Here is an 18,346-nt window from a genome sequence, read left to right on the forward strand (position 1 = left end):
GCAGAAGCAGAAGCAGAAGCAGAAGCAGAAGCAGAAGCAGAAGCAGAAGCAGAAGCAGAAGCAGAAGCAGAAGCAGAGGCAGAAGCAGAGGCAGAAGCAGAAGCAGAAGCAGAAGCAGAGGCAGAAGCAGAGGCAGAAGCAGAGGCAGAAGCAGAGGCAGCAAAAAGCCAGCCCGATGAGGCTGGCTTCAGTAAAAGCGTTACGGAGAGTTAATAGAGCGGCTGAGCGCCATCGGGACGCGTTTTAAAGCGGCGATGCAGCCACATGTACTGATCCGGCGCACGCATAATTTCGCCCTCAATAACTTTATTCATATAGGCAGCGGCCTGCTGCTCATCCTCAATCGGATACTCTTTTAGCTCGGGCTGAATCACCAGCTCGTAGCCGCTTCCGTCTTCGTTACGGATCAGCACTACGGTAATCATTGCTGGTTTAGCCATGCGAGCAATCATCCAGGTACCGCTGGTCGTGGCAGCCTGAGGGACGGCAAACAGCGGTGCAAACACGCTGCCTTTAGGGCCGTAGTCCTGATCGGGAGCAAACCAGACCGCTTCACCCTGTTTCAATGCCTGCACCATACCGCGTAAATCGCGGCGGTTAATCATCGCCTTATTGGAACGCATACGGCCTTTGGTTTGCACCCACTCCATCAGCTTGTTGTTATGCGGACGATACATAGCCATCATCGGCTGACAGAGGCCCATTGCTCTGCCACCCAGCTCCAGCGACATAAAATGTACGCCGATAATCAGCGCGCCTCGGCCTTCTTTTTGCGCGGCCTGCAAATTATGCAGGCCGTTAACGGTAAACCAGCGCTTAACGCGGCGATCGGACCAGAACCAGGCCATACCGGTTTCCAGCAGTCCCATGCCCAGCGACTCAAAGTTGCGCACAATGCTCAACTCAATTTGTTCTTTTGGCATATCCGGAAAGCACAGCTCCAGATTGCGGCGAGTAATACGAATACGGCGTTTCAGAAAACGCATTGATGTGCGGCCCATCCATGTGCCCAGTTTTTGCAGCATTGGAAAAGGCAGCAGCACCAGTAAATACAGTAATCCCAGTCCGGCCCATGTTGTCCAGTAACGTGGATGCATCATGTTGCGGGTAAAGCGGGGAGATTCCTTCATATGTCTCTCTTTATGCGTGCATGGAAGATGTAGCGCATAAAGAAGTTAATCCGCAGCGATACAGAGGATAGGACAACGACATCGACGAGAAGTTGAGATTAACGTCTGATATTTACACAAGCCAGACGATTCTGTGTAAATCGCAGACATTAAAAAAGGCGCTAACAGTACGTAGCGCCTCCGTCACAATGAACCGAAACCTTAGTTCATGCCGTATTTTTTCAGTTTCTTACGCAGCGTACCGCGGTTGATACCCATCATCAGGGCTGCACGGGTCTGGTTGCCACGGGTATATTGCATCACCATGTCCAACAGAGGCTGTTCTACTTCAGCCAAAACCAGCTCATACAGGTCATTAACATCCTGACCGTTCAGTTGAGCAAAATAGTTCTTCAGTGCCTGTTTGACCGAGTCACGCAGAGGCTTTTGGGTCACCTGATCCTGGGAGTTAACGGTTGAAACGGTCAGTACATCAGAATTTACGCGTTGTTCGAACATAGTTCTGTCAGCTCTTTATTTCTATTATGCAAGTTTTTCGAAGTATGCTTCCAACGCCTCCAGCTGTTCGCTGGCATCCTCAATGGCGTTGAATGTGCGCCGAAACTGGTCGTTTGGGGCATGCTCCTGGAGATACCAGGAGACGTGCTTCCGGGCAATACGGTATCCTTTGCGATGACCATAAAAGTCGTGCAGTTCCCGTAAGTGCTCGATAAGCAAGCGCTTTACTTCAGCCAGTGGCATTGGTGCCAGCAGCTCCCCAGTGTCCAGATAATGCTGGATTTCCCGGAAGATCCACGGTCTTCCCTGAGCCGCACGTCCTATCATCAGGGCATCAGCCCCCGTATAGTCGAGTACGGCTCTGGCTTTATGCGGGTCAGTAATGTCTCCGTTCGCGATAACGGGAATAGAGACATTCTGCTTAACTGTCCGAATGCTGTCATATTCAGCTTCGCCGTTGAACAAACACGCGCGAGTGCGTCCGTGGATGGTCAGGGCCTGAATGCCACAACGTTCAGCCAATTGGGCAATCTCAACACAATTGCGGTTATCCGTGTCCCAGCCGGTGCGAATCTTTAACGTGACGGGCACATCTACCGCATTAACTACCGCTGAAAGGATAGACTTCACCAGTTCAGGGTGTTGCAGCAGGGCCGAGCCCGCCATTTTACGATTCACCTTTTTAGCCGGACATCCCATGTTGATATCGATAACCTGCGCACCCGATAAAGCGTTAATGCGCGCGGCCTCAGCCATCTCTTCAGGGTCACAACCGGCAATCTGCACGGTACGAATACCGGGCTCATCACTGTGTACCATACGCAGTCGTGATTTGTCGCTGGCCCAGACTTCCGGGTTTGACGACAGCATCTCCGATACGGTCATACCAGCGCCCATTGCATAACAAAGCGTCCGGAAAGGCCTGTCGGTAATTCCGGCCATTGGTGCTGCAATCAGGCGATTGCGAAGCTGGTGGTTTCCTATGCGCATGAAAAAAAAGTGACCATAGTGTGTTCGCAAGGCGGCGTATATTACGCATTTTTTTCAGAAGATGAAAGGCCAAACTTTGAACAATTTCGCGTAAAAAGAGTCACCACAAGGTTACGCGATTAGCTTACTTGATAAATATTAATATTAAACAACAGGTTAAATATCAAAGGCTAAATTATGAACAAATATTTTTCTTTTTCTGTGACAAACTTAACACTATAAATAACGGTATCTTGCGTGAAAAACACGCCTGATACCGCCGTGTCCGCCTCGATTCTGCCAGTGCCCGGTCAATTATTCGACGATAATCCGCGCATGTAAAGGCCGGATTGCACGATTAATGACTTGCTTAAGCGCCTTATGCAGGCGACAGGCGAGCATTATCGGCTAAATTCGTTGATTAGCGGCGTATGCCGGTGATGCGGCACCACTCTTCTTTCTCCGCCACAGGATCAAGCGTGAACTTGTCCTCATAGGCTTCGCAAACGCCGCTTGCCTGGCTGGCCAGCACGCCGGAAAGCCCCAGATGACCGCCGGATATCGGCAGCACGCTGATAAGCGGGGCCAGCTCGCGCAGCGGGCCGGCAAGAATGTTGGCGACGACGACATCCGCACTCAGGTTGTCAGGCTGCTCATGGGGCAGATAGAGCGACAGACGTTCCGATACGCCGTTGCGCTCGGCATTGTCGCGACTAGCCTGAATGGCCTGCGGATCGATATCAATTCCGATAGCTTTAGCCGCGCCCAGCTTAAGAGCCGCGATAGCCAGGATGCCGGAGCCACAGCCAAAATCGATTACCGTTTTGCCCGCCAGATCCAGACCGTCCAGCCAGCTCAGGCACATCGCCGTCGTTGGATGCGTGCCGGTGCCGAAAGCCAGGCCGGGATCGAGCATCACGTTAACCGCATGCGGATCCGGCACGTCACGCCAGCTTGGGCAGATCCACAGACGCTGACCGAAGCGCATCGGGTGGAAGTTTTCCATCCACTCGCGCTCCCAGTCTTTATCTTCAATCTGCTCAATTTTGTGATGAAAACTGGCGCCGAGCAGCGGATGTTGTTCCAGACCGGCAATCACGTCCTGCATCTCGGTTTCTGCATCGAACAGGCCGATCACATCGGTATCGCCCCACAGGCGGGTTTCGCCCGGCAGCGGCTCAAAAACCGGATTATCGTGCGTATCCTGGAACGTGACCGAGACAGCCCCGTTCTCAATCAGCGCATCGCCCAGCTCTTCAGCCTGTGCGCCAGTGGTGTTGATCTTCATTTGTATCCAGGGCATTGCGATTCTCTTTAGTCAGACAAAAAGGCTATGGCCGTTGAGGACGGCCAAAACGGTTGCCGATTGCAAAAGCAATCAGGCTAAGCAGCAGCGACGGCACCACGGGGTGAAAGCCCCAGGGCTGCAGCGATAAGCTGGCCAGCAGGGTATAACAGCCTGCGCCGCTAACCATACTGCTCAACGCGCCGGCAGCGTTGGCTTTTTCCCAGTACAGGCCCAGCACCAGCGGCCACAGAAACACCGCTTCCAGGCCGCCAAAAGCCAGCAGATTAAGCCAGATTAGCATGTCGGGTGGATTCCAGGCCGCCAGCAGCAGCAGCAGGCCCAGCACCAGCGTGACGGCCGCCGAGATCTTTTTCAGCAGCGGCTCATTATCGATCTGCTGCGGACGCACGCGTAAAAACAGATCTTTCACGATCGTGGCGGAAGATTGCAATAGCTGTGCGTTGATCGTCGACATAATCGCCGCCATCGGCGCGGCAAGAAAGATCCCCGCAGCCAGCGGCGGCAAAACGTGGATCATCAGCGTAGGGATAACCAGGTCAGGGATCTTCAAATCGGGCATAACCGCACGTCCCAGCGCGCCAGCCAGGTGCATCCCGAACATCAGTACGGCAACCACAATGGTGCCAAGCACAATCCCGCGATGCACAGCCTTGCTGTCTTTATAGGAAATACAGCGAACGGCAGTATGCGGCAGCCCGATAACGCCAAAGCAGACCAGCACGGAAAAAGAGGCCAGGAAAGTTGGGCTAAGGATATTATCCACGCCGCCGGGCGAAATCAGCTGGGGATTAATCTGCTCCAGCTTCTGTACCGCGCTGTGCATACCGCCCGCGGCATGGATCACGGCAAACAGCAGAATAAAAGTGCCGAGCAGCATCACCAGGCCTTGCAAAGCATCGTTCAGCACGCTGGCTCGAAAGCCGCCAAAAGCGGTATAGAATGCGATAGCGCCGCCGAAAATTAACAGGCCGGTATCATAAGGAATGCCTGCCGCCGTCTCCAGCAGCCGTGCGCCGCCGATAAACTGCACGGTCATCGCACCGACAAAGGCAATCAGCAGGCTCAGGCTGGCGAACCACACCAGCAGCGTGCTGCGGTAGCGAGCAAAAAGCATATCGTTCAGCGTGACGGCATTGTAGCGCCTGGCCAGAATAGCAAACTTTTTGCCCAGAATGCCCAGCGACAGCCAGACGGCCGGCACCTGAACCATTGAAAGCAGCACCCAGCCCAGCCCGTAATGGTAGGCCGCGCCGGGACCGCCGATAAACGAGCTGGCGCTGATATAGGTGGTCGTTAGCGTCATGGCCAGCACAAAGCCGCCCATCGACCGGCTGCCAAGAAAATATTCGGTCAGGAAGCTGCCTTCGCGGCGTTTACGCATGGCATAGACAGACAGCGCGGCAACCAGCAGCAGATAGGCGATTAACGGTACAATAACCCCCGGCTTCATGGCGCATCCTCCAGGGAAATATCACGAAACACGCGTTTTATCATCAGCCAGCAAAAGAAAATAAACAGCAGCGGTACCAGCAGACAGGCCATTTCAAACCAGTGGGGCAGGCCGGTTGGGCCGGGCTGGTTATCACCCGACAGCGCCGCCAGAAACCAGGCGGCAAGATAGGCCACCGCCAGCCAGAACGACCAGCGGGCCTCGCGATGCGCCTGCACAAAGCGTTTTTCCATTTTTCCTCCCGGAACAGGCAAAGAAAAAGGCCGGTCAGACCGGCCTTCCTTTCATTCCTCAGACAAATCAGGTTTCCTGAATGCCGAGTTTTTTCTCCAGATAATGGATGTTAGTGCCGCCCACCTGGAAGTGTTCGTCATCCATGATCTTCATTTGCAGCTCAATATTAGTCTTGATGCCGTCAATGATCAGCTCTGCCAGTGCATTCCTCATGCGGGCAATCGCGACTTCACGCGTTTCGCCATAGGTGATCAGCTTGCCAATCATGGAATCATAATACGGTGGTACGGTGTAGCCAGCGTAAATATGAGATTCCCAACGCACGCCAAACCCGCCGGGCGCATGGAAGCGCGTGATCTTGCCAGGGCTTGGCAGGAAGGTATTTGGATCTTCGGCGTTGATACGGCATTCAACCGCATGTCCGCGAATAACAATATCTTCCTGTTTGATCGACAGCGGCTGGCCGGCAGCGATACGCAGCTGCTCTTTGATCAGATCAACGCCGGTGATCATTTCCGTTACCGGATGCTCAACCTGAATACGGGTGTTCATTTCAATGAAGTAGAACTCACCGTTTTCGAACAGGAACTCGAAGGTGCCCGCGCCGCGATAGCCGATATCAATACAGGCTTTCGAGCAGCGTTCGCCGATAAAGCGGCGCTGTTCTTCGCTAATGTCTGGCGCTGGCGCTTCTTCCACGACTTTCTGGTGACGACGCTGCATTGAGCAGTCGCGTTCAGCCAGATAGACCGCGTGGCCCTGACCATCAGCCAGCACCTGGATTTCCACGTGACGTGGGTTTTCCAGGAATTTCTCCATATAAACCATGTCGTTATTGAAAGCCGCTTTGGCTTCCGCTTTCGTCATGTTAATGGACTGCTCCAGGTCTTTGTCGTGGCGCACAACACGCATACCGCGACCGCCGCCGCCGCCAGAGGCTTTGATGATCACCGGATAACCGATGCGGTTAGCAATGGCGCGGTTTTTCTCCATGTCGTCGCCCAGCGAACCGTCAGAACCCGGTACGGTTGGCACGCCGGTTTTCTTCATCGCGGTGATAGCGGACACCTTGTCGCCCATCAGGCGAATGGTGTCGGCTTTCGGGCCGATAAAGATAAAGCCGGAGCGCTCAACCTGCTCGGCAAAATCGGCGTTTTCAGACAGGAAGCCGTAGCCAGGGTGAATCGCCACCGCGCCGGTAATTTCCGCAGCGGAAATCAGGGCAGGGATGTTCAGGTAGCTTTTTACGGAAGGTGCCGGGCCGATACAAACGGTTTCATCCGCCAGCAGCACGTGTTTCAGATCGCGGTCCGCGCTTGAATGCACGGCGACGGTTTTGATGCCCAGTTCTTTACAGGCACGCAAAATACGCAGCGCAATTTCACCACGGTTAGCTATTACAATTTTATCCAGCATGGTTCGCCTCGTCGTTATTCGATGACTACCAGCGGCTCGTCAAATTCAACTGGCTGACCGCTTTCGACCAGAATCGCTTTTACCACGCCGGACTTGTCGGCTTCGATCTGGTTCATCATTTTCATCGCTTCAACGATGCACAGGGTATCGCCAGCGTTAACTTTCTGGCCGATTTCGACAAAGGCTTTCGCGTCCGGGCTTGGCGTGCGGTAGAAAGTACCGACCATTGGTGAACGTACGATGTGACCACTGATCTCGGCAGCGGCAGGCGCTTCCATCACAGGCGTAGCGGCAGGTGCAACGGCGGTAGCCAGGGCAGGCTGCTGCTGCATCATTGGTGCAGCATAGGCCTGCTGCATCATCGGATAGCCCGGATTGGCTGGGGAACGACTGATGCGAACGGACTCTTCACCTTCAGAAATTTCCAGTTCAGCAATGCCTGATTCTTCAACCAGTTCGATCAGTTTTTTAATCTTACGAATATCCATTAGTGTGGTTCCGTACTCTGTTTAATTAGATTGTGACAGGCGTTTTACCGCCGTCTGTAAAGCCCAGGAGTAACCGTCGACGCCAAGTCCACAGATTACGCCAGCAGCAATATCAGAAAGATAAGAATGATGGCGAAAAGGTTCGCGGGCATGCACGTTAGACAGGTGCACTTCAATAAACGGGATGCTCACTGCAAGCAGGGCATCGCGAAGCGCAACGCTGGTATGCGTAAAAGCCGCCGGGTTAATGACGATATAATCGACATTGCCTTTCGCTTCATGAATGCGGTCAATTAACGCATGTTCCGCATTGGACTGCAGATGACTCAGCTTCACGTGGAGATCTTCAGCCTGCGTGTTCAGCATGCTGACGAGATCGAGAAGGGTCGTGCTGCCATACTTCTCCGGCTCGCGTGTGCCAAGGAGGTTCAGGTTTGGACCGTTCAAAAGCAGTATGTGAAACTTGTCGGTCATCTTGCTGCTATCTCCTGCGATAATTGAGGCATCGCACAAAATACAACGCGAAACGCCATTTGTCACCTTCGAAGGTGAAATTTGGCCTGTCCGCAGGTTTAAAACCGGGCATTATAACGATTTCAACGCAATTAGCAGCTAAATACTGGTCGTATCAGCGAAGATAATCCAGCAACTGCAGATAAAGCGCGCGGTAATAGCGAGATATGCGGAGCGGCGCACAGTTTATCGCCGCCAGCCGCGGAATTTTTTATAGCGCCACAGCAGCAGGACGAGCGCGATAAAAGCATAGATCCATGGCTGGGGCGAAAAGGTTTTTACCGACCACAGATAGTGGATCGGGGCCAGGATCAGCACGATATAAATGGCGTTATGCAGCTTTTGCCAGTTTCTCCCCAGCTTCTTCTGCGCTTTCTGAAAAGAAGTCAGCGACAGCAGCAGCAGAATAAACCAGCTGATAATGCCCAGCGTGAGATAAGGCCGGGAGATCAGTTCGGAACCCAGCAGGCCCAGATTATCAATGCCCAGCTCAAGTAGCGCATAGCTAACCAAATGCAGCGTGGCCCAGGCAAAGCACCACAGGCCAAGCAGTCGGCGAACGCGAATAAGCAGCGGCTGCTTGCCATAGCGCGCCAGCGGCGTTACCAGCAAGGTGCCCAGCAGGAACTTCAGCGCCATTCTGCCGGTAAAATGCTGGATATCTTTTGCCGGATCGGCGCTCAGCCAGCCCTGGTTAATGGATAAAATCAGCCAGAGAAAGGGTAAAAAACCGGCAAGATGCAGCAGAACTTTCAGACCGGTAATCTGTTTAATCGTCAGGCGCACTAAAAGTTCTCCCGCAGATCTAACCCTTTATAGAGCGAGGCAACCTGGCTGCCGTAACCGTTGAATAATAAAGTAGGCTGGCGTTTAACATCCAGGATCCCGCCAGAGCCGATAAAGCGTTCAGTAGCCTGAGACCAGCGCGGATGATCGACATGCGGGTTAACGTTGCCGTAAAAACCATATTCATTCGCGGCCAGCTGATTCCATGTGGTCGGCGGCTGCTCTTTAACCAGCGTGATTTTTACGATCGACTTGATGCCTTTAAAACCATATTTCCACGGTACGGTAAGGCGGATGGGCGCGCCGTTTTGTGGCGGCAGCGCTTTGCCATACACGCCGGTAGTCAGCATGGTTAATGGATGCATCGCCTCATCCAGCCGCAGCCCTTCTACATAGGGATAATCGATGCCGCCGCCAACAAAGCGATCGCGCTGACCGGGCATCTCTTCCGGCGCATAGAGAGTCTGAAAAGCGACATAGCGTGCATTGCTGGTGGGCTCCGCCGCCTTTAACAGCTTGCCCAGTTCAAAACCAATCCAGGGTACGACCATCGACCAGGCTTCCACGCAGCGCATCCGATAAATACGCTGTTCCAGCGGAAAACGCTTAAAGATATCGTCCATATCCAGCGTCATGGGCTTCGCTACTTCACCGCCGATCTCAATCTTCCAGTCGGTGGTTTTTAGCGATCCCGCATTGGCAGCCGGATCGGCTTTATCCAGACCAAACTCATAATAGTTGTTATAGCCGGTGACTTTATCTTCCGGCGTCAACGGCAGGCTGGCCTGATATTGCGCGGGCTTGCTGAAATCAAGCGGTTTACCCGCTGGCGCTTTTGGACTCTCTTTGCCTTTTCCCTGCAACCACGAAAGCACATCAGCTTTTGCCGTGGGAATCGACAGGGCAGCCACGCTGATACCCAACGCCTTCATCACCTGGCGGCGCTCGGCATTAAAAATGGTCTCAGGCGTTACATCATTTTCAGTGAGTTTATCAACGGGCTTCATTACAGAGTCTCCAGAATCGATCGCTCTTTAGCATGACCAATAAATCCGGTTTGAGCGAATCAGCAGGCAGAAAAAAGCGTATGCGAATGAGGATATCAGGTCCGTGAACAGTTTGAGCTTCAGGTAAGTGTAATGAGTTATGTTAACGTTAAGAAAGTAAAATGATGCTGGGGTAACGGGTAAACAAACCGCTGATAAATGTAAAGACAACTACTCCGGCAGCAAAAGGGCGGCCGGAGTAAAAGAGCTCTGGTTAAGTTTAATCAGCGTGCGCCGGAGTAAAAGAGCTCTGGTTAGTTTTAACCAGCGTGCGCCGGAGTAAAAGAGCTCTGGTTAGTTTTAATCAGCGTGCGCCGGAGTAAAAGAGGCCTGGTTAGTTTTAACCAGCGTGCGCCGAAGTAAAAGAGCTCTGGTTAGTTTTAATCAGCGTGCGCCGGAGTAAAAGAGGCCTGGTTAATTTTAACCAGCGTGCGGCCGGTTATTTCGCTGTTAAGCAATTTTTCCGCGCTGGCTACCGCTTCCGCCAGCGTGATTTCGTTGGTGGCCTGCTGATAGAAAGCGTCAGGTAGGGTTTTCGTTAGCCTTTTCCAGGCTTCAAGGCGGCGATTAAGCGGCGTCGTCACTGAATCCACGCCCTGAAGACGAACGTTACGTAAAATAAAAGGCATCACCGTTGTCGGCAAGGCAAAACCTGCCGCAAGGCCACAGGCTGCGACTACCCCGCCATAATTCATCTGCGCCAGCACGCCCGCCAGCACTTTATCGCCAGCGGTATCGACGGCACCCGCCCAGCGCTGTTTTTCCAGCGGACGGCTGTCGGCAACAAAAGCGTCACGCGGCAAAATTTCGCTGGCGCCCAGCTGGCGCAGGTAGTCGTGGGTTGATGAACGACCGCTGACCGCCACAACCTGATAGCCCAGCGAACTAAGCAGTGATACCGCCGTACTGCCAACGCCGCCGCTGGCACCCGTTACCACGACCTCACCGCTTTGTGGTACGAGACCGCCTTCTTCCAGCGCCATCACGCACAGCATTGCCGTTAATCCGGCCGTGCCGATAATCATCGCTTTGCGTCCATCCAGGCCTTCCGGCATGGGGATTAGCCAGTCGCCTTTCACCCGGGCCTGTTCCGCCAGGCCTCCCCAGTGATTTTCACCCACGCCCCAGCCGGTCAAAAGTACCGACTGGCCAGCATGGAAACGCGGATCTTCACTGTGGCGAACCGTGCCGGAAAAATCGATGCCGGGCACCATAGGAAACTGACGGATGATTTTGCCTTTACCGGTAATCGCCAGCGCATCTTTGTAATTCAGTCCTGACCAGTGAATATCGACCGTCACCTCGCCGGGCGGCAGGGTGTCTACGCTGATATGCTTAACTTCTGCCCGGGTTTTGCCTTCGGACTGCTCAAGAACAAGTGCCTGCATGAGAATCTCCTGAAAATGAATCGCAAAGGTATAATTAAAGCCTGACCTCACTATACTCGCGGCAGAACATAATATTTTTTAAAAATACAGAAAGGCGTGCGAACCCCTTTGCGGAAATAGTCATCGTGAACCCTTGCAGGATGATTCACGGCGTTTCTTTAACGGCAGTCAAAGAGCACAAGGATGCGATTAACCACTAAACTTTCCGCCCTCATCACTTTTGTCAGCGCGCTGGTCATGCTTGTTATGCTGGTGTGTGGCGTCATGAGTTTCTATTACCTCAGCGATTTACGTGCCGAACACCGGCTGCAAACCATGGCCGAAGATGTCGACCTCGCGCTTGAGCAGCAAACGCCAGCACAGATTGCTGAATGGCTGCCCAGGGTAATGGGGCCGTTACGGGTCATTCGCGTGACGTTTCAGGAAGAGAACCGACCTGCCGCAAGCGTGGCCCGCCAACAGGATGCGCTGCTGGAAGATGAGCCGAACCGCTACCGCGAAAGTACCATCAGGCTGAAACAGCACCCCGGTTACACTCTGCATATTGTCTGGATAGACATGGCGAAAACCTGGCTCACCTCTTTCACCGGTGCGTCAATATTAAGCCTGGCACTGCTGCTTGTTGGGCTGCTGACGCTCATCCTTTCTCTGACGCATCGCTGGCTATACCGACAGCTTGAAGGCATGGAGCGCCTGGAAATCCGCGCGGAAAGGATCCTTAAAGGTGAAAGGGAGACGGTAAAGCAGGGGGCCGTACAGGAGTGGCCGCCAAAAGCCAGCAGCGCGCTGGATTTGCTGCTGGGCGATCTGCTGGAAGCGGGCGAGCAGCGCAATCGCGTCGATACGCTAATCCGCGCGTTTGCTGCTCAGGATCCCATGACCGGCCTCTACAACCGGCTGTTCTTTGATAACCAGCTGGCGACGCTGCTGGAAAACAATGAAACCACCGGCGCGCACGGCATGGTGATGATGATTCGCCTGCCCGATCTGGACACGCTGCGCGATAACTGGGGGCATTCTCAGGTACAGGATTACCTCTTCAGCCTGGTCAACTTACTGTCCACCTTTGTTATGCGCTATCCGGGATCGCTGCTTGCCCGCTATTTCCGTAGCGACTTTGCCTTACTCCTTCCTCATCGCAGCCTGAAAGACGCCGACAGTATCGCCTCGCAGCTTATTAATGCGGTAGACGCTTTGCCGCCGACCCGCATGCTGGATCGCGAAGACATGATCCATATAGGCATCACTCCCTGGCACAGCGGACAGACCACCCAGCAGGTAATGGAAAGCGTCGAGCTGGCCACGCGGCACGCGGCGCTTTTAGGCGGTAACAACTGGTCGGTTAGCGAAACGCCGCAGCAGGAGTTCAGCCGCGGCAGCGTCAAATGGCGCACGCTGCTGGAAAATACGCTCCACCGTGGCGGCCCGCGTTTATACCAGAAGCCTGCCGTCACTCAGGAAGGACAAGTCCATCACCGTGAAATCATGCCGGGCATTTTTGATGGCGAAACGGAGGTCTCGGTGGCGGAATATTTGCCGCTGGTCCAGCAGCTCGGCATGGCAGAAAGCCACGACCGCCTGTTGGTCAGCCGTATCCTGGCCCTGATTAAAGCGTTACCGGAAGAGAGCATGGCTATCCCGCTAACGGTCGATGCGCTGCTACAGCGGCCTTTTCAGGTTTGGCTACGCGATATGCTACTGCAATGCACTAAATTACAAAGAAATCGTATTTTATTTGAACTTGCGGAAGCAGATGTAGGTCAACACATCAGCCGCCTGCACAGGGCCTTTCATTTATTGAAGGGATTTGGTTGCCGGATTGTGATCAATCAGGCCGGGCTAACGCTGGTCAGCACGGCTTATATCAGAGTAGTTGAGCCGGAGCTGATCAAGCTGCATCCGGGGCTGGTACGCAATATCGATCGGCGGAAAGAGAACCAGCTTTTTGTGCAGAGCCTGCTGGAAAGCTGTAAAGGAAAGCCTACCCGGATTTTTGCTGCCGGGGTTAAAAACCGCAGCGAATGGCAAACCCTGAAAAAACTGGGTATTGCAGGCGGCCAGGGCGATTTTATTGCTGCATCGCAGTTGTTAACAGGTGATGCAAAAAAATATTCGCAAAGATATCGAGTTTAGTCTGCCGTTAAGCCGGATTTCACGTAGAATACCCGCGCGGCTGTGGTGCCGGCTACGGTTGACGGACGATGAAGCAGCGTCCAAATATGTAAAATTTTATGTACGTTATGTCCGTACAGCAGCCTTAAAATATGCGCGCGACGCCTGAATACGGGCAGTTTGTCGGCCTGGCTTTTGGGGTTGTGTTTCAGGCGTGAGATAGCGTGATTTTTCACCGAAGCAGAGCGTTTTTGCGCCTTGTCGCTGCTTCGTGTGGTTGGTAAAGTAAGCGGATTTTATTTTCCGCCCCCAGCTAGCAGGATTATCCTTCAGTATGTTTAAAAAATTCCGTGGCATGTTTTCCAACGACTTGTCCATCGACCTGGGTACTGCCAATACCCTGATTTATGTGAAAGGACAGGGCATCGTTCTGAACGAGCCTTCCGTCGTCGCCATTCGTCAGGATCGTGCCGGTTCGCCAAAGAGCGTCGCGGCAGTCGGGCATGATGCTAAACAGATGCTGGGGCGTACGCCTGGCAACATCGCGGCTATTCGTCCAATGAAGGATGGCGTTATCGCCGATTTCTTTGTGACCGAAAAAATGCTGCAGCACTTTATCAAGCAGGTTCACAGCAACAGCTTTATGCGCCCAAGCCCGCGCGTGCTGGTGTGCGTACCGGTTGGTGCGACTCAGGTTGAACGCCGTGCTATCCGCGAATCCGCTCAGGGCGCAGGCGCACGTGAAGTTTTCCTGATTGAAGAACCTATGGCGGCGGCAATCGGCGCAGGCCTGCCGGTTTCTGAAGCGACCGGTTCAATGGTTGTGGATATCGGTGGCGGTACGACTGAAGTCGCGGTTATTTCTCTTAACGGCGTGGTTTACTCTTCATCTGTACGTATCGGCGGCGACCGCTTTGACGAAGCTATCATTAATTATGTGCGCCGTAACTACGGCTCGCTGATCGGTGAAGCGACGGCAGAGCGTATCAAGCACGAAATCGGTTCTGCTTATCCGGGCGACGAAGTACGCGAGATCGAAGTGCGTGGTCGTAACCTGGCAGAAGGCGTGCCGCGCGGCTTTACGCTGAACTCCAATGAAATCCTTGAAGCGCTGCAGGAGCCGCTGACCGGCATCGTTAGCGCGGTGATGGTTGCGCTGGAACAGTGTCCGCCAGAGCTGGCTTCCGACATCTCCGAACGCGGTATGGTGTTGACCGGCGGTGGTGCGCTGCTGCGTAACCTCGATCGCCTGCTGATGGAAGAAACCGGCATCCCGGTCGTGGTTGCCGAAGATCCGTTAACCTGCGTTGCACGCGGTGGCGGTAAAGCGTTGGAAATGATCGACATGCACGGCGGCGACTTGTTCAGCGAAGAATAATCAGCCCTGAAGGCGTGCGGCTGCCGCGCGCCTTGTTAATGATGTCGAGGACTACGCCGAGTTTATGAAGCCAATCTTCAGCAGGGGACCCTCCCTGCAATTACGTCTGTTTCTGGCAGTTGTGGTCGCGGTAGGCGTCATTATCGCCGACAGCCGCATGGGCGCTTTTAGCCAGATCCGCACCTATATGGATACGGCGGTCAGCCCATTCTATTTTCTGGCCAACGGGCCACGCCAGATTCTGGACAGCGTTTCTGAAACGCTGGCTTCTCGTCAGCAGCTGGAGCTGGAAAACAAAGCTCTGCAGCGCGAGCTGATGCTGAAAAACAGCGAATTGCTGATGCTTGGTCAGTTTAAGCAGGAAAACGCGCGCCTGCGCGAGCTGCTGGGATCGCCGCTGCGCCAGGACGAGCACAAAATGGTCACTCAGGTGATTTCAACCGGCACCGATCCCTATACCGACCAGGTGGTTATCGATAAGGGCAGCGTAAACGGCGTGTATGAAGGCCAGCCGGTGATCAGCGATAAAGGCGTGGTAGGCCAGGTGGTTGCCGTGGGCAAAATCACCAGCCGCGTGATGCTGATCTGCGACTCTTCACACGCGCTGCCTATCCAGGTACTGCGTAATGACATCCGCGTAATTGCGGCGGGTAACGGCTGTACGGAAGATTTGCAGCTTGAGCATCTGCCAGGCAACACCGATATTCGTCCGGGGGATGTGCTGGTCACTTCCGGCCTGGGCGGGCGTTTCCCGGAAGGCTATCCGGTCGGCGTGGTTTCTTCTGTAAAACTCGACACGCAGCGCGCCTACACCGTTATTCAGGCCCATCCAACCGCAGGGCTACAGAGACTGCGCTATCTGCTACTGCTGTGGGGCGCTGATCGTAACGGCACCATGCCGATGGCGCCGGATGAAGTTCACCGCGTCGCCAACGAACGCCTGATGCAGATGATGCCGCAGGTATTGCCGGCCGCCAGCGAGCTAATGGGCCCGCCATCACCGGGCGCGCAGCAAACGCCTGCCGCCAGCCAGGCCGCGCCTGCTCGCGGAGGCCAGCCTTGAGCAGCTATCGCAGCCACGGACGCTGGGTCATCTGGCTCTCGTTTCTGGTCGCGCTGGTGTTGCAAATCATGCCCTGGCCTGAACAACTCTATATGTTCAGGCCGTCCTGGCTACTGTTGATTCTGATCTACTGGGTACTTGCGCTACCGCATCGCGTGAATGTCGGTACGGGCTTTGTGATGGGATCTATAATGGATCTGATTTCCGGCTCGACGCTGGGCGTGCGGGCGCTGGCCTTCAGCATTGTCGCCTATCTGGTCGCGTTTAAGTTTCAGCTTTTCCGCAACCTCGCGCTCTGGCAGCAGGCGCTGATGGTCATGGTGCTGTCGCTGGCGATGGACGTCATCGTCTTCTGGGCGGAATTTTTAGTCATTAACGTCTCGTTCCGTCCGGAAATTTTCTGGAGCGGCATCATAGACGGTATTCTGTGGCCCTGGCTGTTCTTACTGATGAGAAAAATACGCCGCCAGTTTGCCGTACAATAAGGAAGATTATGCTATCCCTTTATCTGGCTTCTGGTTCTCCCCGCCGTCGCGAATTGCTAACGCAGCTTGGCCTGCGTTTTGAACGCCTGAGTACGCAGGTTGCAGAAGAGAAGCGGCCGGAAGAAGCGGCCGCCGCCTACGTAATGCGCCTGGCCAATGAGAAAGCGCTGGCTGGCGTGGCGGTCGCCGAACAGGATCTGCCCGTTCTTGGCGCGGATACCATCGTCGTATTAAATAACGAAGTACTGGAAAAACCGGCGGATGAAGCGGCGGCAGCGGCCATGCTGGCTAAGCTTTCTGGCCAGACACACGTGGTGATGACGGCTATTGCGCTGGCAGACCGCCAGCGGCAGCTTGATTGTCTGGTCATAACCGAAGTGACCTTCCGTATTTTGACCGCAGAAGATATCGCCGCTTATATCGCCAGCGGTGAGCCGATGGACAAAGCCGGTGCCTATGGAATTCAGGGGCTCGGCGGAAATTTTGTCAGAAAAATCAACGGAAGCTATCACGCCGTGGTGGGATTGCCGCTGGTGGAGACGGCTGAGCTGCTGAGCCATTTTCACGCTCTGCGCGAGATAAGGGAACAAGATGACGGCTGAATTACTGGTAAATATTACCCCTTCAGAAACACGTGTGGCCTGGATCGACGGCGGCATCCTGCAGGAAATTCATATCGAACGCGAAGCGCGCAGAGGCATTGTCGGCAACATTTATAAAGGCCGCGTTAGCCGCGTTCTGCCCGGCATGCAGGCCGCTTTTGTCGATATCGGTCTGGAAAAAGCGGCTTTTCTGCACGCTTCTGACATTATGCCGCATACCGAGTGCGTCGCAGGCGACGAGCGCAAAAACTTCTCCGTACGCGATATCTCCGAGCTGGTGCGCCAGGGGCAAGATTTAATGGTGCAGGTGGTGAAAGATCCGCTGGGCACCAAGGGCGCGCGGCTGACCACCGATATTACGCTGCCTTCACGCTATCTGGTCTTTATGCCAGGCGCATCGCACGTGGGTGTTTCGCAGCGTATTGAAAGCGAAGCCGAGCGCGAACGCCTGAAATCGGTGGTATCGGGCTACTGCGATGAGCTGGGCGGCTACATTATTCGTACCGCGGCTGAAGGCGTGGGCGAGCAGGAGCTGGCTTCCGACGCCGCCTTTCTGAAGCGGCTGTGGACCAAGGTTCTCGAGCGCAAAAAACGTAATAAAACCCGCTGCCGTCTCTATGGCGAAGTGGCGCTGTCGCAGCGCATCCTGCGCGATTTTGCCGGTGCCGCGCTGGACCGCATCCGCATCGATTCGCGCCTGACGTGGGAACATCTGGTCGAATTCACCAGCGAATACATTCCGGAAATGACGGCAAAGCTGGAGCTTTACACCGGCAAGCAGCCTATTTTCGACCTGTTTGATGTGGAAAACGAAATTCAGCGCTCGCTGGATCGCAAGGTAGAGCTGAAGTCCGGCGGCTACCTGATCATCGATCAAACTGAAGCGATGACCACCATCGACATCAATACCGGTGCCTTTGTTGGCCACCGCAACCTTGATGAAACCATTTTTAATACTAATATCGAAGCGACCCAGGCCATTGCCCGCCAGCTGCGACTGCGTAACCTCGGCGGCATTATCATTATCGACTTTATTGATATGAATAATGAAGAGCATCGCCGCCGCGTGCTGCACTCGCTGGAGCAGGCGCTCAGTAAAGATCGGGTCAAAACCGGCATCAACGGCTTTTCGCAGCTGGGCCTGGTAGAAATGACCCGCAAGCGCACGCGGGAAAGTATCGAGCACGTGCTGTGTCAGGATTGCCCGGTATGTAAAGGGCGCGGCACGCTGAAAACGGTAGAAACCGTCTGCTACGAAATCATGCGCGAAATCGTCCGCGTGCATCACGCCTACGATTCGGACCGTTTTCTGGTCTACGTTTCACCTTCCGTAGGAGAAGCGTTGAAAACTGACGAATCGCACGCGCTGGCGGAAGTGGAAATATTCGTCGGCAAGCAGGTGAAAGTACAGATTGAACCGCTCTATACTCAGGAGCAGTTTGACGTCGTCATGATGTAAATCAGCCGGGCCGTCCGGCT

General features: G+C 54.4%; 19 protein-coding genes. 7 read left to right on the forward strand and 12 right to left on the reverse strand.

The genetic code is table 11. The features are described 5' to 3' along the window. A partial coding sequence (locus KUE00_RS10210) for a hypothetical protein (protein ID WP_246759761.1) occupies positions 1-213 on the forward strand: 213 nt, incomplete at its 5' end. Here KUE00_RS10210 and lpxP read toward each other — a convergent pair. The 12 genes from lpxP to acuI all read right to left on the reverse strand — a co-directional run bounded on the left by lpxP (position 210) and on the right by acuI (position 11,227). Further along, positions 210-1,130: a kdo(2)-lipid IV(A) palmitoleoyltransferase gene (gene lpxP / locus KUE00_RS10215; protein WP_246759762.1), complete on the reverse strand. Its 921-nt coding sequence runs from the start codon at positions 1,128-1,130 to the stop codon at positions 210-212. The two genes, KUE00_RS10210 and lpxP, sit on opposite strands and share 4 nt — an antisense overlap. Positions 1,131-1,331: 201 nt before the next feature. Continuing rightward, positions 1,332-1,628, reverse strand: a complete 297-nt coding sequence (gene fis / locus KUE00_RS10220) for a DNA-binding transcriptional regulator Fis (RefSeq protein ID WP_000462905.1) — start codon at positions 1,626-1,628, stop codon at positions 1,332-1,334. A gap of 24 nt (positions 1,629-1,652) precedes the next feature. Further along, positions 1,653-2,618 (reverse strand): tRNA dihydrouridine synthase DusB, encoded by a 966-nt coding sequence (gene dusB, locus KUE00_RS10225; RefSeq protein ID WP_414148008.1) that lies wholly within the window; start codon positions 2,616-2,618, stop codon positions 1,653-1,655. A 400-nt stretch (positions 2,619-3,018) separates the two neighbouring features. Next, positions 3,019-3,900, reverse strand: a complete 882-nt coding sequence (gene prmA / locus KUE00_RS10230) for a 50S ribosomal protein L11 methyltransferase (protein WP_246759765.1) — start codon at positions 3,898-3,900, stop codon at positions 3,019-3,021. A gap of 28 nt (positions 3,901-3,928) precedes the next feature. Beyond that, entirely contained in the window at positions 3,929-5,356 is a 1,428-nt protein-coding gene (panF, locus tag KUE00_RS10235) for a sodium/pantothenate symporter (protein ID WP_246759766.1), read from the reverse strand. Beyond that, positions 5,353-5,589, reverse strand: coding sequence for a YhdT family protein (locus tag KUE00_RS10240; RefSeq protein ID WP_246759767.1), 237 nt, complete (start codon positions 5,587-5,589; stop codon positions 5,353-5,355). Before KUE00_RS10240 ends, panF begins: the two co-directional genes overlap by 4 nt. 67 nt (positions 5,590-5,656) lie before the next feature. After that, positions 5,657-7,006 (reverse strand): acetyl-CoA carboxylase biotin carboxylase subunit, encoded by a 1,350-nt coding sequence (accC, locus tag KUE00_RS10245; protein WP_246759768.1) that lies wholly within the window; start codon positions 7,004-7,006, stop codon positions 5,657-5,659. 14 nt (positions 7,007-7,020) lie between these two features. Then, positions 7,021-7,494, reverse strand: coding sequence for an acetyl-CoA carboxylase biotin carboxyl carrier protein (gene accB / locus KUE00_RS10250; RefSeq protein ID WP_246759769.1), 474 nt, complete (start codon positions 7,492-7,494; stop codon positions 7,021-7,023). 21 nt (positions 7,495-7,515) lie between these two features. Next, positions 7,516-7,968, reverse strand: coding sequence for a type II 3-dehydroquinate dehydratase (gene aroQ, locus KUE00_RS10255; protein ID WP_246759771.1), 453 nt, complete (start codon positions 7,966-7,968; stop codon positions 7,516-7,518). Positions 7,969-8,193: 225 nt separating this feature from the next. After that, positions 8,194-8,793 carry a protein-methionine-sulfoxide reductase heme-binding subunit MsrQ gene (gene msrQ, locus KUE00_RS10260; protein WP_246759772.1) on the reverse strand — a complete coding sequence of 200 codons (600 nt, stop codon included), beginning with the start codon at positions 8,791-8,793 and terminating at the stop codon, positions 8,194-8,196. Continuing rightward, positions 8,793-9,800, reverse strand: coding sequence for a protein-methionine-sulfoxide reductase catalytic subunit MsrP (gene msrP / locus KUE00_RS10265; protein ID WP_246759773.1), 1,008 nt, complete (start codon positions 9,798-9,800; stop codon positions 8,793-8,795). Before msrP ends, msrQ begins: the two co-directional genes overlap by 1 nt. A 419-nt stretch (positions 9,801-10,219) precedes the next feature. Next, positions 10,220-11,227 carry an acrylyl-CoA reductase (NADPH) gene (acuI, locus tag KUE00_RS10270; protein WP_246759775.1) on the reverse strand — a complete coding sequence of 336 codons (1,008 nt, stop codon included), beginning with the start codon at positions 11,225-11,227 and terminating at the stop codon, positions 10,220-10,222. 183 nt (positions 11,228-11,410) lie between these two features. Between acuI and csrD the strand changes: the two genes are divergently transcribed. From csrD to rng, 6 genes are all read left to right on the forward strand, one after another. Next, complete coding sequence (gene csrD / locus KUE00_RS10275) at positions 11,411-13,360, forward strand: RNase E specificity factor CsrD (protein WP_246759776.1); 1,950 nt, start codon at positions 11,411-11,413, stop codon at positions 13,358-13,360. A 313-nt stretch (positions 13,361-13,673) separates the two neighbouring features. Next, positions 13,674-14,717, forward strand: a complete 1,044-nt coding sequence (gene mreB, locus KUE00_RS10280; RefSeq protein ID WP_003855260.1) for a rod shape-determining protein MreB — start codon at positions 13,674-13,676, stop codon at positions 14,715-14,717. Positions 14,718-14,781: 64 nt separating this feature from the next. Next, positions 14,782-15,780: a rod shape-determining protein MreC gene (gene mreC / locus KUE00_RS10285; RefSeq protein ID WP_246759778.1), complete on the forward strand. Its 999-nt coding sequence runs from the start codon at positions 14,782-14,784 to the stop codon at positions 15,778-15,780. Then, positions 15,777-16,265, forward strand: coding sequence for a rod shape-determining protein MreD (mreD, locus tag KUE00_RS10290; protein ID WP_246759780.1), 489 nt, complete (start codon positions 15,777-15,779; stop codon positions 16,263-16,265). The genes mreC and mreD overlap by 4 nt, the downstream gene beginning before the upstream one ends. 8 nt (positions 16,266-16,273) lie before the next feature. Further along, positions 16,274-16,867 (forward strand): Maf family protein, encoded by a 594-nt coding sequence (locus KUE00_RS10295; protein ID WP_246759781.1) that lies wholly within the window; start codon positions 16,274-16,276, stop codon positions 16,865-16,867. Continuing rightward, entirely contained in the window at positions 16,857-18,326 is a 1,470-nt protein-coding gene (gene rng / locus KUE00_RS10300) for a ribonuclease G (protein WP_246759783.1), read from the forward strand. Before KUE00_RS10295 ends, rng begins: the two co-directional genes overlap by 11 nt. The last annotated feature ends 20 nt before the right edge of the window (positions 18,327-18,346 follow it).

Origin of the sequence: Erwinia phyllosphaerae, from assembly GCF_019132875.1 — a bacterium.
Taxonomy (GTDB): Bacteria; Pseudomonadota; Gammaproteobacteria; order Enterobacterales; family Enterobacteriaceae; genus Erwinia; species Erwinia phyllosphaerae.